At 61.6% G+C, this 14,528-nt stretch carries 13 protein-coding genes; 4 read left to right on the top strand and 9 right to left on the bottom strand.

The annotated features are described in order from the left end of the window. Window positions 1-2: 2 nt before the first annotated feature. From fliI to fliE, 5 genes are read right to left on the bottom strand one after another with little or no spacing between them, the layout of a single operon-like run. On the bottom strand, window positions 3-1,361 hold the full coding sequence (gene fliI, locus SM130_RS08125; protein ID WP_102823594.1) for a flagellar protein export ATPase FliI: 1,359 nt from the start codon (window positions 1,359-1,361) through the stop codon (window positions 3-5). Beyond that, on the bottom strand, window positions 1,351-2,127 hold the full coding sequence (fliH, locus tag SM130_RS08120) for a flagellar assembly protein FliH (protein WP_102823593.1): 777 nt from the start codon (window positions 2,125-2,127) through the stop codon (window positions 1,351-1,353). Before fliH ends, fliI begins: the two co-directional genes overlap by 11 nt. Before the next feature lie 19 nt (window positions 2,128-2,146). Continuing rightward, complete coding sequence (gene fliG / locus SM130_RS08115) at window positions 2,147-3,163, bottom strand: flagellar motor switch protein FliG (protein WP_102823592.1); 1,017 nt, start codon at window positions 3,161-3,163, stop codon at window positions 2,147-2,149. Next, a complete protein-coding gene (gene fliF, locus SM130_RS08110; protein WP_102823591.1) occupies window positions 3,156-4,940 on the bottom strand; it encodes a flagellar basal-body MS-ring/collar protein FliF in 1,785 nt (594 codons plus the stop codon). Before fliF ends, fliG begins: the two co-directional genes overlap by 8 nt. Window positions 4,941-4,953: 13 nt before the next feature. After that, a complete protein-coding gene (fliE, locus tag SM130_RS08105; RefSeq protein WP_102823590.1) occupies window positions 4,954-5,283 on the bottom strand; it encodes a flagellar hook-basal body complex protein FliE in 330 nt (109 codons plus the stop codon). A gap of 234 nt (window positions 5,284-5,517) precedes the next feature. Between fliE and SM130_RS08100 the strand changes: the two genes are divergently transcribed. Further along, window positions 5,518-6,705: a benzoate/H(+) symporter BenE family transporter gene (locus SM130_RS08100; protein WP_102823589.1), complete on the top strand. Its 1,188-nt coding sequence runs from the start codon at window positions 5,518-5,520 to the stop codon at window positions 6,703-6,705. 45 nt (window positions 6,706-6,750) lie between these two features. Here SM130_RS08100 and SM130_RS08095 read toward each other — a convergent pair whose 3' ends face one another. Then, on the bottom strand, window positions 6,751-7,512 hold the full coding sequence (locus SM130_RS08095; protein ID WP_102823588.1) for an SDR family oxidoreductase: 762 nt from the start codon (window positions 7,510-7,512) through the stop codon (window positions 6,751-6,753). 217 nt (window positions 7,513-7,729) lie between these two features. Between SM130_RS08095 and SM130_RS08090 the strand changes: the two genes are divergently transcribed. Beyond that, the gene (locus tag SM130_RS08090) at window positions 7,730-8,734 is read left to right on the top strand and encodes an NADP-dependent oxidoreductase (RefSeq protein WP_102823892.1); all 1,005 of its coding nucleotides are present in this window, start codon (window positions 7,730-7,732) and stop codon (window positions 8,732-8,734) included. Between the two features lie 51 nt (window positions 8,735-8,785). Here SM130_RS08090 and pyrF read toward each other — a convergent pair whose 3' ends face one another. Beyond that, a complete protein-coding gene (gene pyrF, locus SM130_RS08085) occupies window positions 8,786-9,481 on the bottom strand; it encodes an orotidine-5'-phosphate decarboxylase (RefSeq protein WP_102823587.1) in 696 nt (231 codons plus the stop codon). Between the two features lie 174 nt (window positions 9,482-9,655). Here pyrF and SM130_RS08080 point away from each other — a divergent pair, with 174 nt between their 5' ends. Both SM130_RS08080 and SM130_RS08075 read left to right on the top strand, forming a co-directional pair. Next, window positions 9,656-9,823 carry a DUF2897 family protein gene (locus SM130_RS08080; protein WP_102823586.1) on the top strand — a complete coding sequence of 56 codons (168 nt, stop codon included), beginning with the start codon at window positions 9,656-9,658 and terminating at the stop codon, window positions 9,821-9,823. A gap of 99 nt (window positions 9,824-9,922) precedes the next feature. After that, on the top strand, window positions 9,923-12,490 hold the full coding sequence (locus tag SM130_RS08075) for a bifunctional diguanylate cyclase/phosphodiesterase (protein WP_102823585.1): 2,568 nt from the start codon (window positions 9,923-9,925) through the stop codon (window positions 12,488-12,490). Between the two features lie 25 nt (window positions 12,491-12,515). Here SM130_RS08075 and SM130_RS08070 read toward each other — a convergent pair whose 3' ends face one another. Together SM130_RS08070 and SM130_RS08065 are read right to left on the bottom strand one after the other, a co-directional pair. Beyond that, window positions 12,516-13,058, bottom strand: coding sequence for a hypothetical protein (locus SM130_RS08070; protein WP_102823584.1), 543 nt, complete (start codon window positions 13,056-13,058; stop codon window positions 12,516-12,518). A 34-nt stretch (window positions 13,059-13,092) separates the two neighbouring features. Then, entirely contained in the window at window positions 13,093-14,523 is a 1,431-nt protein-coding gene (locus tag SM130_RS08065) for a PLP-dependent aminotransferase family protein (protein WP_102823891.1), read from the bottom strand. Window positions 14,524-14,528 lie beyond the last annotated feature (5 nt).

The raw sequence follows: 14,528 nt of genomic DNA, 5'->3' as shown, positions 1-14,528 counted from the left end.
GGTTAGCCCGGCTGCCGGGGACTGAATACCGCAGCCAGCTGCGCGGCACTCTGGTTCAGGTCCTCGCTTTCATCGAGACCCTGCCGCAGATAGCGAACCATTTCTGCCTGCCGCGCAATCGCCATGTCGGTTTCCGGATCGCCGCCTGGGACGTAGGCGCCGACACTGATCAGATCGCGACTCTGCTGATAGCGCGACCAAAGCTGTTTGAAACGTTGCGAGGCACGAACGTGGTCGGCGCTGACCACCTGCGGCATGACCCGGCTGATGGAAGCCTCGATATCGATCGCTGGATAATGCCCCTCCTCGGCAAGCCGACGTGACAGCACGATGTGGCCGTCGAGCACGCCACGGGCGGCGTCGGCAATCGGGTCCTGCTGATCATCGCCCTCCGACAGCACGGTGTAAAACGCAGTAATGGAGCCACCGCCCTGCTCGGCATTACCGGCTCGCTCGACCAGGCTGGGCAGTTTGGCGAACACCGATGGCGGGTAGCCCTTGGTTGCCGGAGGCTCGCCAATGGCCAGGGCGATCTCGCGCTGAGCCTGGGCGTAGCGGGTCAGCGAATCCATCAGCAGCAGCACGTTCTTGCCCTGATCACGGAAGTACTCCGCGATACGGGTGCAATATTGCGCGGCGCGCAGTCGCATCAACGGCGCTTCATCGGCGGGCGAGGCAACCACTACGGAGCGCTTGATGCTCTCCTCGCCGAGGATGTTCTCGATGAACTCCTTGACCTCGCGGCCACGTTCGCCGATCAGCCCGACCACGATGATGTCGGCCTCGGTGAAGCGGGTCATCATGCCCAGCAGCACCGACTTGCCGACACCGGTACCCGCGAAAAGACCGAGGCGCTGGCCACGCCCTACTGTGAGCAGGCCGTTGATACTGCGGATACCCACATCAAGCGGCTCGCTGATCGGATGGCGCTTGAGCGGGTTGATCACTGGGCCGTCCATCGGCACCCAGTCTTCGGCCTTCATGCCGCCCTTGCCGTCCAACGCCCGCCCCGCCCCATCGAGCACGCGGCCGAGCATGGACATGCCCATGGGCAATCGACCGGTGTTGACCAATGGCACGACCCGCGCACCAGGCGCGATGCCAGCAAGGCTGCCGACCGGCATCAAGTACAACTTGCCGCTGGAAAAGCCCATCACCTCGGCCTCGACCTCGGTGGGGTGATAGCTGTCGTCGTTGATCACCAGGCAGCGGCTGCCGACCGCTGCACGCAGGCCTTCCGCCTCCAGCGTGAGGCCGACCATTCGCAGCAGTCGTCCTTCCAGCATCGGCTGGCTTGGCAGTTTGATCGCCTCGCTATAGGTCTCGAAACGCCTGGCGAAGCTGACTCGCTCAAGGCGCATCAGGCACATCCAGCTCGATATTCAAATCCGATGCAGGCGGACGGGTGGCGTTCTCTCGCTGCTGCTCAAATAGCTGCTTGATGGCCTGGGTCAGGCGCGTTTCGATGCTGGCGTCGATTCGACTGTGTTCGGTTTCGATGTGGCAACCACCAGGCAGCAGGCTGCTGTCCTCAAGGATTCGCCAGGTTTCCTCGTGGCGCTCTCGAAGTGCTTTGACCAGTTCGAAATCCTGCGGATTGACGTGAATGCGAACGTTGTTGGCGCCCATGGGCAAAAGCTTCAGCGCTTCGCGCAATACCTGGCGAATCTGGCTGGAGTCGATCAGCAGATCACGCTGGATCACTTCGCGTGCCATGTGGCTGATCAGTGTCGCCATGGCGTGCTCAAGGTTGCGATCCTGATCGGCGATCGGGTCGAGCAATTGGCTCATCAGCCGTTCAAGGCTCTCCACGCGTGACGCCAGCGCTGCGTCGGCTTCCTGCCGCGCCTTGAGTTGCCCGGCATGAAAGCCGTCTTTTTCGCCGGTGCCAAAACCTTCGTTGTAGGCCTGCTGGCGGATCGCCTCGAGCTCATCGAGCGTCAGCGGTTTGACTTCTTCGACCGGCACATCTTCGATGCGCGCCAACTCTTCGATAGGCTCCGGCACGGCTTGAGCCGCGGGCACTACCCGCTCCTCACCTTGCGGATCGAAACTGGGCAAAGACCAGCGATCGAACAGGCTGACATCTTTCGCGCGAATGACGTCGCTGGGGTTGTCCTTGGCCATGTGTGGGGTTCGTACCTGCTTAGATCATTTCTTCGCCGCCCTTGGAGCCCAGAACGATTTCTCCGGCCTCGGCCATGCGGCGAGCAATGGTAAGGATTTCCTTCTGGGCGTTCTCGACATCACTGACGCGCACCGGGCCCTTGGCTTCCAAATCGTCGCGCAGCAGTTCGCCGGCGCGCTTGGACATGTTCTTGAAAACCTTCTCCTTGATGCCGTCGTCGGCGCCCTTGAGCGCCATTACCAGCACGTCGGAGGATACCTCACGCAGCAGCACCTGGATGCCACGGTCGTCGACTTCGGCGAGGTTGTCGAAGACGAACATAAGGTCCTCGATCTGGCTGGAAAGATCCTCGTCCACGTCGCGGATTGCGTCCATCAACTGGCCTTCGATGGAGCTGTCCAGGTAGTTCATGATGTCTGCCGCGCGCTTCACGCCACCCAGGCTTGCGCGGCTGGTGTTGGTGCTGCCGGAAAACTGCTTTTCCAGGATCAGGTTCAGTTCCTTCAGCGCAGCCGGCTGCACGGTATTGAGGGAGGAAACGCGCAGCACGATGTCCAGCCGCACCTTGTGGTCGAAGTGCGACAGCACCTCGCCGGCCTGGTCTGGATCGAGATAGGCGACCACGATCGCCTGGATCTGCGGGTGCTCGTAGCGGATCACATCGGCCACCGCACGCGGCTCCATCCACTTTAGGCTGTCCAGACCGCTGGTATTGCCGCCAAGCAGGATGCGGTCGATAAGACCACCGGCCTTGTCCTCACCCAGCGCCTGGGTGAGCATCTTGCGGATGTAGCCATCGGAGCCCACGCCCAGGCTGGTCTGATCACCGACGATCTCGACGAACTCGCTCATCACCTGTTCGATCTGCACTTTCTGCACATTGCGCATTTGCGCCATCGCGGTGCCGACACGCTGCACTTCCTTCGGCCCAAGATGGCGTAGAACCTGCGCGGCATCGGTTTCACCCAGCGAGAGCAGCAGGATGGCGGCCTTGTCGACTTTGTTGAGCTTGGCTGGAACTCGATTGTCACTCATCGTCGTTGATCCACTCTTTAACCACCTGGGCTACCCGTCCCGGGTCATCGGCCACCAGGTTCTTGATCGCGTTCAGCTGGGCTTCATATCCCTCGCTGGGGCTTGGCAACAGAATGTTCTGCGGACCGCTCAGGCTGACCCGGTCACTCGCCAGGCTGGAATCCAGACCGTCTTCGTCGCCCAGGCCTCCCGGGCCGCCGGCAACCTGCAGCTCCTTGCCAGCCGAAGGATTGGTCAGGCTCTTGAGTACCGGGCGCAGTACGCCGAATACCAGAACCAGGATGAACAGTACGCCGAGCACCTGCTTGACGACATCCCAGAACCAGGGCTGCGAATAGAACGGGATCTCTTCGAAGGTTTCGCCAAAACTGTCTGTCACGAACGCGGTATTGATCACGCTGACGCTATCCCCGCGGCTGGCATCGAAGCCCACAGAGTCCTGCACCAGGCGGGTGAAGCGCGCCAGGTCATCAGCAGTCCAGGGCACACGAACCATCTCGCCGGTCGCATTGAGCGACATTTGGTCGTCAACCACGACAGCCACCGACAACCGGCGCAGGCGGCCCTGCTGCTGCTTGGTATAGCTGATGGAGCGATCGAGTTCGTAATTGCGGGTGGCCTGTTCGCGCTTGTCGGCCGGGAAAGGCGCCAGCATCGGCTGACCCGTCGTTGGATCCATGACCTGTTGGCCATTGGCATCGAGCAGCGGTTGGCCAGGAGCCACAGCACCAGCAGCAGCGGCTGCCTGATTGGCCCGTTCAGGCGCAGCGGCCGGACCAGGAGGCTGGTTGCTCAGGGCGCCCGGCACACCTTGCGGCGGCAGGCTGCTCTGGCGCTGCTCATTGACGCTCTGCTCGCTGCGCAGCGCCGGCTGATCCGGGTTGAAGGTTTCCGAGGTGGACTCGACCGCGCTGAAATCCACATCTGCCGAGACTTCAGCCTTGTAGCGGCCGCTACCCAGCACCGGTTGCAGGATGTTGTGTACGCGCTGGGTGTAAAGGCTCTCCATGCGACGGCTGTAATCGAACTGCTTGCCGGCCATGCTCAGCTCGGTCAGTTCCTGCTGATCGGACAGCAGGTTGCCCTTCTGGTCCACCACGGTGATCTGCGACTTGTTCAGTTCCGGGACGCTGGTCGCGACCAGGTTGATGATCGCCATCACCTGGCTCGGCTCCAGCGCGCGGCCCGGATACAGCTCTACCAGGACCGAGGCGCTTGGCTTGCGCTCGTCGCGAACGAATACGGAGCTTTTCGGAATAGCCAGGTGCACACGTGCACCCTTGACGTTGTTCAAGCTTGAAATGGTGCGACCCAGCTCACCTTCGAGGCCACGGCGATAGCGAGTCGCCTCCATGAACTGGCTGGTGCCGAGGCCTTGATCCTTGTCGAGAATCTCGAAGCCGATATTGCTGTCAGCCGGCGCAATACCGGCACTGGCGAGCTTGAGGCGGGCACGCGCAAGATCATTCGCTTTGACCAGCAGAGCGCCGGAGTTGGGCTCGACGGTATAGGCGATATCTGCGGCGGCGAGGGTTTCCATCACCTGATTGGCATCCATCCCCGCCAAGCTGCCGAGCAGCGGACGGTAATCGGGCTGCTGCGACCAGAGCACCACGGCAAAACCGATCGCCACGCTGGCCGCCAGACCGACCAGCAGGCCGACCTGCCGCAGCATGGACATATCCGAAAGGTTTTCCAGAAAGGACAAGCCCAGCAAGGGTTTCTTGACACCCTCGGCGGTAGCCGGCACCGGAACGTTGCTCAACGCTTCAGCCATGATTCAATCCGCCTCAAACCGGCATCTGCATGATGTCTTGGTAAGCCTGAACCAGCTTGTTACGCACCTGGGTCATGGCCTGAAAGGAAACGCTGGCCTTCTGCGAGGCGATCATCACTTCGGTCAGGTCGACACCGCCCTGCCCCATTTCGAAGGCAGACGACAGCTGGCTCGAAACCTGCTGGGTTTCGTGCACTTTGTTCACCGCCTGGCCAAGCATGTCGGAGAAGCTCGGTGCGCCGACCTCTTGGGCCTTCACCTCCGGCTTGCTGCGCGCCATTGCATCGGTCTGCATGGCCCGCATTTCCAGCATCAAGCGATTGAATTGAACACCCTGACTCATCTAATCCTCCAACAGCCGCGGTTTTTTTGACGCATCGCGGCAGGCAAAGACTAGATAGCAACAAGGGTGCCAGATCGAACTGCATCACCCAGGCGCGCCGATGACATGCACTCGGACTGCGACTGTTACGCCCAATCCACTCGCCGCTGTACCGCGACGCTTCCCGGCTGAGGCCAATAGGCTTGTACGATGTTCGCCATAGCGCAACGCCGCACCTGATAAGTGAAACCAAGAATGAACGAGACCCGCCGCACCGCCTTGCAGCCCCTGAGAGACAGCTCGCCTTCAGCCATTGTGGCCGGCTTCATCGCCATGCTCACCGGCTATACCAGCTCACTGGTACTGATGTTCCAGGCAGGCCAGGCAGCAGGTCTGAGCGAGGCGCAAATATCCTCATGGATCTGGGCGCTATCGATCGGTATGGCGATCTGCAGCATCGGCCTTTCACTGCGCTTTCGGACACCTGTCGTAGTGGCCTGGTCGACACCCGGTGCTGCTCTGCTGATTACCAGCCTGCCCGGCGTGCCATACGCCGAGGCCATCGGCGCGTTCATCTTCGCCTCGGCGTTGATCGCCTTGTGCGGCCTGACCGGCAGCTTCGAGCGGCTGATGCGGCGAGTACCGGCATCGCTGGCCGCAGCATTGTTGGCGGGAGTACTGTTCAATATTGGTATCGAAATCTTCCGCGCGGTCGAGGTCCAGCCGGTACTGGTGCTCGGCATGTTCTTCAGCTACCTGCTGGCCAAGCGGCTGCAACCACGCTATGCCGTGCTGGCCGCACTACTGGTCGGATGCCTGATCGCCGGCGTTTCCGGCCTGCTGGACTTCCAGCGCTTCAGCCTGCAGGTGGCACTTCCGGTCTGGACCACGCCTGCGCTGTCCTTCGCCGCGGTCTTCAGCATTGGCATTCCGCTGTTCGTCATCGCCATGGCTTCACAGAACATGCCTGGGCTGGCCGTGTTACGCGCCGAGGGCTACCAGGTGCCAGCGTCGCCACTGATTTCCACCACCGGTATCGCCTCGGTTTTGCTGGCGCCATTCGGCTCCCATGGCATCCATCTAGCGGCGATTACGATGGCGATCTGCGCAGGCCCCGAAGCCCATCCCGACCCGCAGAAGCGCTATACCGCTGCGGCGTGGTGTGGTGTCTTCTATGGCATCGCCGGCATCTTTGGCGCGACCCTGGCAGCGCTGTTCGCGGCCTTTCCAGCAGCACTGGTGTTGTCGGTTGCGGCACTGGCGCTGCTTGGCTCCATAGGCTCGGGGTTAACCCAGGCCATGCAGCAACCCAACGAACGCGAGGCGGCGCTGATCACCTTCATGGTCACGGCGTCGGGATTGACCCTGTTCGGCATCGGTGCGGCGCTTTGGGGGTTGATCGCAGGCGTTATCACGTTGGTCATTCTGCGTAGCCGTACCTGAGCGACGCAGCAAATAGTGCCCGGCTAGACAGCGCCGGGCTCGCCGTTAGATCGCCGTTGCCCCGCCATCCACCGCCAACGCTTGGCCGGTGGTAAACGCGGCGCCATCGCAGCACAGATACAACACCGCTGTTGCGATCTCCTCAACCTTCCCAATCCGGCCCACCGGGTGCATCGCCGCGGCAAACTCAGCCTTGCGCGGATCGGCCTCGTAGGCGCGACGGAACATGTCAGTGTCGATCACTGCCGGACACACCGCATTCACCCGAATCTTCTTCTTCGCGTACTCGATCGCCGCCGACTTGGTCAGGCCGATTACCGCATGCTTGGACGCCGCATAAATGCTCATCTTCGGCGCCGCGCCGAGGCCTGCGACCGACGCGGTATTGACGATGGCACCGCCACCCTGCGCCAGCATGACCGGCAGTTGGTGCTTCATGCACAGCCAGACGCCCTTGACGTTGACGCCCATGATCGCGTCGAACTCCGCCTCGCTGCCTTCGGCCAACCGACCCTGCTCGATCTCGATACCGGCATTATTGAATGCGTAATCGAGCCGCCCGTATTGCGCCAGCGTCTGCTCGATGAGCGCCTTGACTTCCGCATCACGCGTCACGTCGCAGCGCACGGCGATTGCTTCACCACCGGCGGCACGAATGCTCTCTGCACCATCACGGATGCCCGCTTCGTCGATGTCGGCCAACACGACCTTGAGGCCCTGCTCGGCGAATGCTTGCGCCGTTGCGCGCCCTATTCCTGCCGCTGCGCCGGTAACCAGGGCGACCTGCCCGGAGAATGTCATGCTCATGATTGTTCTTCCCGAAGAATTCGACTCGCCTTGTGGCCGCGAAATGACCACACAAGACTTCCCGGTCGAACTTATACCGCTATGCGCTGGCGCATTTAACTGCCGCCACGGTCATATCACCGAACTGGATGCCCGTTCATTCCAAGCTGCCCACGTACCTTGCGGTGCGGCGCTGGCCGGGCTAAACCAAACCTTTCGCAAACACGAGGCTTATTTCATGACCCTGCTCAACCAGCAATTCCTGCTAGCCCAGCGGCCAATCGGTGCGCCGACCCGGGAAACCTTCGACTACGTCGAGAAGCCGGTGGGTGAGCCTGGGCCCAATCAGATTCTGGTAAAGGTCGAGTACCTGTCCATCGACCCGGCCATGCGCGGCTGGATGAACGACGCCAAGTCCTATATTCCGCCGGTAGGCATCGGTGAAGTGATGCGCGCGCTCGGCGTGGGCAAGGTGATCGCCTCGCAGCATCCGGACTACAAGGAAGGCGACTATGTAAACGGTGCGCTGGGTATCCAGGCGTACTACCTGGGCGAGCCGAGGGGCTTCTACAAGGTCGATCCGCAGCAGGCGCCGCTGCCCCGCTACCTCTCCGCGCTGGGCATGACCGGCATGACCGCCTACTTCGCGTTGCTTGCGGTCGGCCAGCCCAAGGCCGGCGAGACCGTGGTGATCTCCGGTGCCGCCGGCGCGGTCGGCAGCATTGCCGGGCAGATCGCCAAGATCAAGGGCTGCCGAGTGGTAGGCATCGCCGGCGGCGCGGACAAGTGCCGCTTCCTCACCGAGAAGCTCGGCTTCGATGGCGCCATTGATTACAAGAACGAAGACCTGGCGGCTGGCCTGAAGCGCGAGTGCCCCAAAGGCGTCGATGTGTACTTCGATAACGTCGGCGGCGACATCCTCGATACGGTATTGCAACGCATCAGTGTCGGCGCGCGGGTGGTGATCTGTGGCGCTATCAGCCAGTACAACAACAAGGAGGCGGTGAAGGGTCCGTCCAACTACCTGTCGCTGCTGGTCAATCGCGCACGGATGGAGGGCATGGTGGTAACCGACTACGTCTCGCGCTATCCCGAGGCGATGCGCGACATGGCTGAATGGCTCGCCAGCGGCCAGCTGAAAAGCAAGGAAGACATCATCGAAGGGCTGCAGACCTTCCCTGAAACCCTGATGAAACTGTTCACTGGCGGCAACTTCGGCAAGCTGGTGCTCAAGGTCAGCTGATTACCTGCCCGCTTCGACAAAGGCTGAGCCTTGCGGCTCAGCCTTTTTTCGTCATGCCAGCTCAGCCACCACGGCTGCCAGTGCTTGCGCAGGGTCGGCAGCCTGCGCAATAGGCCGGCCGATCACCAGATAATCGGAACCTGCAGCCATCGCCTGGGCTGGCGTGAGAATGCGGCGCTGATCGTCCTGCGCACTGCCGGCAGGCCGGATACCTGGGGTAACCAGCTGCAGCGCGGGGAACTGCGCCTTGAGCGGTAGCGCTTCCTGCGCGGAACAGACCAGCCCATCGAGTCCCGCCTGGGCGGCCAAACCGGCCAGCCGCAACACCTGCTCCTGCGGCGCGATATCCAGACCGATGCCGGCGAGATCGTCCTGCTCCATGCTGGTCAGCACGGTGACACCGATCAGCAGCGGCGTGGGCGCGGTCATGCCCTCAAGTGTTTCACGACACGCCGCCATCATCCGCAGCCCGCCGGAGCAGTGCACATTGACCATCCACACGCCCAGCTCGGCGGCAGCCTTAACCGCCATGGCCGTGGTGTTGGGAATGTCGTGAAACTTGAGATCGAGAAACACCTCGAAGCCCATCCCCTGCAACGCCTCGACTATCGCCGGGCCGCACCGCGTGAACAATTCCTTGCCGACCTTGACCCGGCACAGCCTGGGATCAAGCTGCCGCGCCAACGCCAGCGCGGCATCGCGGGATGGGAAATCGAGCGCTACGATAATCGGAGTCTGGCAGGTCATGACACGTCCTCGGAAAAGTCGGCGCGCATTGTCGCAGAAAACGCAACATGCGACGAAAGCCCTCGCCGAGGGTCAAACCAAACGTGCGCCGACGCAAACGGTGACCGCACAGGCGCAGCCAAGTAAAGTACTGCAACGCTCTGTCACCCACTCAACGCCCGCCCGGAGGACAACATGCCCTGGTATTTCTGGCTGATTCTGCTCGTCGCACTGGGATCGATCGTTGGCAGCCTGCTGATGCTCCGCTCGACCGCACGCAAGATTCCACTGACCGATGAGCAGAAACAGCGTGTTGCCCAACGCAATGCCGAGGCGGATGCCCAGGATTCCCGTGACCGCTGAGCCGGCATGAACCCTCGATAGCTTTCAGATGCGCTCGCTCACCACAAGTGGCAGTATGCCTTGATCGCCGCGATCCAGTAGTTCTGGCAGGACTCCCTCATGCAAATCCCCTCCTCTGGCGATGGCCCGGTAAAGCCGCAGGCCAAAACAATCTTCGCTCGACGCATACTCCCCGGCATGGTCGCACTGCTGGTTGTCGCGATCGTCGCAGCCGCATTCGCCGTCATACACATCGCGCGGCGAATCGATCAGGACGCGCTGCAGCACAGCCACTTTCTCGTCAGCAAGGCTTTGCAAGCGCAGCACGACTGGATAAATCGCTCCATCGTCGACTACGCCTTCTGGGGCGACGCATATGTGCACCTCAGCAAGCAGGTCGACACGGGCTGGGCCTATTCCCAGGCCAATCTCGGCCCCTCGCTATACAAGGACTTCCACTACGAAGCGGTGCTGGTCATCACCCCTGAGGGAGACACCGCGTACTCGGTCGTCCGCGGCAAACTACAGGCCATCGACGGCTTCGAATATCTCCAACACGGATTACCGGAGTTGTTGGCACGAGCCCGCGAAGCAGTCGAGGAAGACTCCGGCGTCACCGCGCTGCTATGGGCTGAAGGCCGACCGGCACTGGTCGCCGCGGCTGTCCTGACCACTGGTGGGGCGGACGTCGAAGCGCATGCAGGATCGGCGTCGACCCTGCTGTTCGTGGACGTGCTCGATGCCGAGCGACTGAAGGAAATCGGCGAGCAATATGCAGTGGACGATATGCGCTTGCGGGTGGACCCGGCGTCTGAGGATGGCCCAACCCTAAGGCAATCCATGGAGGACGGGACAACTCTGCATATCACCTGGGCTGCGGCCCAACCTGGGCGCCTGCTCCTGCTGATTACGCTGCCTGTTCTCTTCGCCGTCGCGCTGGGCCTGGGCCTGCTTGCATGGCTGCTCATACGGCACGCATTACGCGCCCTGCACATGCTGGATGTCAGCTACGCGCGGCTCGCCGCGAGCCGCAGCGCGCTGGCAGAAAGCGAGGAACGTTTTCGTGATGTCGCCGAGGCTGCATCCGACTGGATCTGGGAAACCGACGAGCAGGCTCGGCTCACTTTTCTTTCCAATCGCTTCCGACAGATAACGGGGCACGAGCCCAAACAATGGCTCGGTCGTCCCCTGCTGGATTTATTGATCACCGACAGCGCAGCCCTGCAGAGCTGGCTCGAAGCGCCGCAAACCGCGCCTTTGCGCAGCAGCTATCGCGCTGCCGATGGCTGCGAGCGGTACTGCCGGCTGGCCGCCCGTGCGATTCAGCATGACGGCGTACTGAACGGCTACCGCGGAACGGCTAGCGACATCACCGAGGAGACCAAGGCGCAAGCACGCGTTCAGTACCTGTCCCAGCACGATGCGTTGACCGGGCTGCCCAACCGCACTCGGTTGCGCGATTACCTCGATCACAACCTGGCCTCAATGCGCAGCGGCTCTACCCTGACTCTGCTTTACATAGACCTGGATCGGTTCAAGCCAGTCAACGACACCCTCGGCCACGCGGCGGGCGATGAAGTCCTGATCGGAGTGGCCTCACGCCTGCGTCAGCACACCCGGGACGGCGATCTGGTGGCGCGACTGGGTGGCGATGAATTCGTCGTCGCGCTTCACCGCATGAGCGAAGACGAAGACATTGATCGTCTTTGCAATCGCATCATCGAGGCGCTCAGTACGCCCTTCCTCTACGAGGATCAGCAGATCAGCATTGGCGCCAGCATCGGCGTGGCCCTGGCTCCGAACGACGCTTCGCAAGCCAACGAACTGCTGCGCTGTGCCGACATTGCCCTGTACCAGGCCAAGGACGCAGGCCGTGGAACATGGCGCGCCTATGGTCGCGAAATGGACCTGCGCCTGCATGAGCGACTTCGACGCGAAGAGGAGCTGCGCACCGCAATCGCCGAGCAGCAACTGGAGGTTCACTATCAGCCACGCTACTTGAGCAAGGGCATGCAGATCGTCGGCGCCGAAGCGCTGCTGCGCTGGCATCATCCTGAGCGAGGTTTGCTGCTGCCGGAGCACTTCATTGCGCTGGCCGAGGAAACTGGGCTGATCATTCCGCTCGGGCGCTGGGTGCTGCATCAAGCCTGTCGCCAGGCCGCCCGCTGGCCAGGCGACACAGCAGTCTCGGTCAACCTTTCACCCTTGCAGCTACATGATGATCGATTGCTCGAAGAGATCGCCCAGGCACTCCGCGAGAACGGCCTACCGGGCGAACGGCTGGAGCTGGAAATCACCGAAAGTGCGCTGCTGCGGGAAACTCAGAGCACCCTCGACCTGCTGAGGAGCATAAAAACACTCGGTGTCCACCTAGCGGTGGATGACTTCGGCACCGGTTACTCATCGCTGACCAACCTGCGCCACTACCCATTCGATGTAATAAAGATTGATAACAGCTTCGTGGCCGGTATCGAGCAATCGACAGAGGATCACTCAATTGTCCGCGCACTGATCGAGCTGGGCCGCGGGCTGCGGATGCGCGTGACCGCAGAAGGCGTTGAGACCGAACAACAGCTGCGCCTGCTGACCGATGACGGCTGCACCGAAGTGCAAGGTTTCCACATGAGTTATCCGCTGCCAGCCGATGAGCTGCAGAGGCTACTGGCCCGTCCGATCAATGCGGGCTGAGTCGCGCAGCGGGCTTCCAGCCGGATCAGCGCTTGAATTCGAAGCGAATCTCGGCGCCATCAATTAACGCCTCATCGTCATCTTCACTAGAAATGAGGCGCCCGCCGATTTGCATCGACTGCGCTTTTCCCGCCCCAAAAAGAGGTGGTAGCAACTGAGCTGCCTCGGCATTCACCGTGGGCATCAATTCCTGCGCCAGCTCCTCCGGTAAATGTAGATCAAGCACAGGTGCGGGGAGCTCGTCCTCTGCTGGTTTCACGGCCGCTTGCCGCTTGGCCGGTGCTGAAACTGGCTTCGGAGCGGGTACTGCAGTTGGCTCTGGTTCTGGATCTGGTTCTGGTTCTGGTTCTGGAATATTGATCTGTACGTCTGGTCGATCCGCATTGGCGGATTCTTCAGCCGGTGCCAGCTCGATCTCCAGATCGGGCGGCCCCTCGGCTGGCTCGTCGGTGACAGGCGCCTGCGTCGGTTGCCCTGGCGCCGTCGCCTGTTCGGGCTTCGCGTCATCGTCACCACATCCGCCTAGCAAGGCCAGGGACAGCAACACCAGTAGCAGCGGCCTATGCATGTGGACCTACCTCATGACTGCAAATGAACGGTATCTATTGTGCGTCCCGGCACAGTTCCGAAGCCAGCTGCCCGAGCGTCCGCAGCGCTCGCTCGGTCTCGTTGTTCCAAGGGAGCCCACAGTTGAGACGAATACAGTGGTTGAATTGTTCAGTGTTGCTGAAGATCAACCCAGGCGCGATGCTGATGCCCTGCTCCAGAGCCCGTACGTGCAGATCCTGCGTGTTGACCCGCACCGGCAGGCTGACCCAGAGAATGAAGTTGCCCTTGGGCCGCGTCATCTGGGTGCCTTCCGGGAAATAGCGCTGTACCGCCAGCTGGAAAGCGCTGAGGTTTTTGCGATATTCCTGGCGAATCGCCCGCAGGTGCCGGTCGTAGCCACCATTTTCTAGATAAGCCGCCACTCCCATCTGCGTGACGCTACAGGCTGAATGAGTGCTGAACGTCTGCAACCGCTCGATCTCCGGTTGATGCCGGCCAGCGATGACCCAGCCGATACGCACGCCAGGTGACAGCGTCTTGGAAAAGCTTGAGCAGTAGATGACCCGCCCGTCCCGATCATTGGACTTGAGCGCTTTGTACTGGTCCTGATCGAACATCAGCTCCCCATAGATATCGTCCTCGACAATCTGGATATCGAAGCGCGCCGCCAGACTCAGCAATTGCTTCTGCCGATGGTCTGGCATGCTCACACCCAGCGGATTGCTCAGGCGTGCAGTCAGCACCAGCGCTTTGATGGGCCACTGCCCCGCAGCCAACTGCAGCGCTTCCAGACTCATGCCGGTATCCGGGTCGCTCGGGATTTCGATGACCTTGAGGCCGAGTAGATCGGCCAACTGCAACAGCCCGTAGTACGTCGGCGACTCGGCTGCGATCAGATCGCCAGGTTTGGTAAGTACACGCAGGGACATCTGCAGCGCGTCGACGCAACCGTGGGTGATGACGATCTCGCCCGAATCGACCACCACACCGGCATCGCGCATGCGAATCGCCACCTGCCGCCGCAACGGCTCATAACCCGGGCTGAACATGTAACTGAACGCCCGCGGACTCTGGAAGCGCGTGACTTTGGCCAGTTGCTGATGCAGCGCCCGCACCGGCAGGTAATCGACATGAGGCACGGCTGCGCCCAGAGGGATCAGCCCCTCGCGGCGTGACTCGCTGAGTACCTGATTGATGATGCTGCTGCGGGTAACCAGCGTCGGCCGCTCGACCTGCGCGATATCAGGCATCGGCGCTGTGAGCACTGGCGTCTGATGCACATAGAAGCCGGATTGCGGACGCGCGCGGATCATGCCCTGATCCTCGAGATTGGCATACGCTTGCAACACCGTGGCATGGCTGACGCTGAGCTGTCGGCTCATCTTGCGCACCGAGGGCACACGCTCACCAGGTCGATAAACGCCTCGCCGAATATCCTCGGCAAGCTGCTGAGCAATGCGCTGATAGAGCAACAGATTGGTCATTTCGT

Origin of the sequence: Stutzerimonas stutzeri, assembly GCF_038561965.1 — a bacterium.
Lineage (GTDB): Bacteria > Pseudomonadota > Gammaproteobacteria > Pseudomonadales > Pseudomonadaceae > Stutzerimonas > Stutzerimonas stutzeri_AA.
Note: the sequence above shows the minus strand (reverse complement) of the source record. Positions and strands in the feature narration are given on the sequence as shown.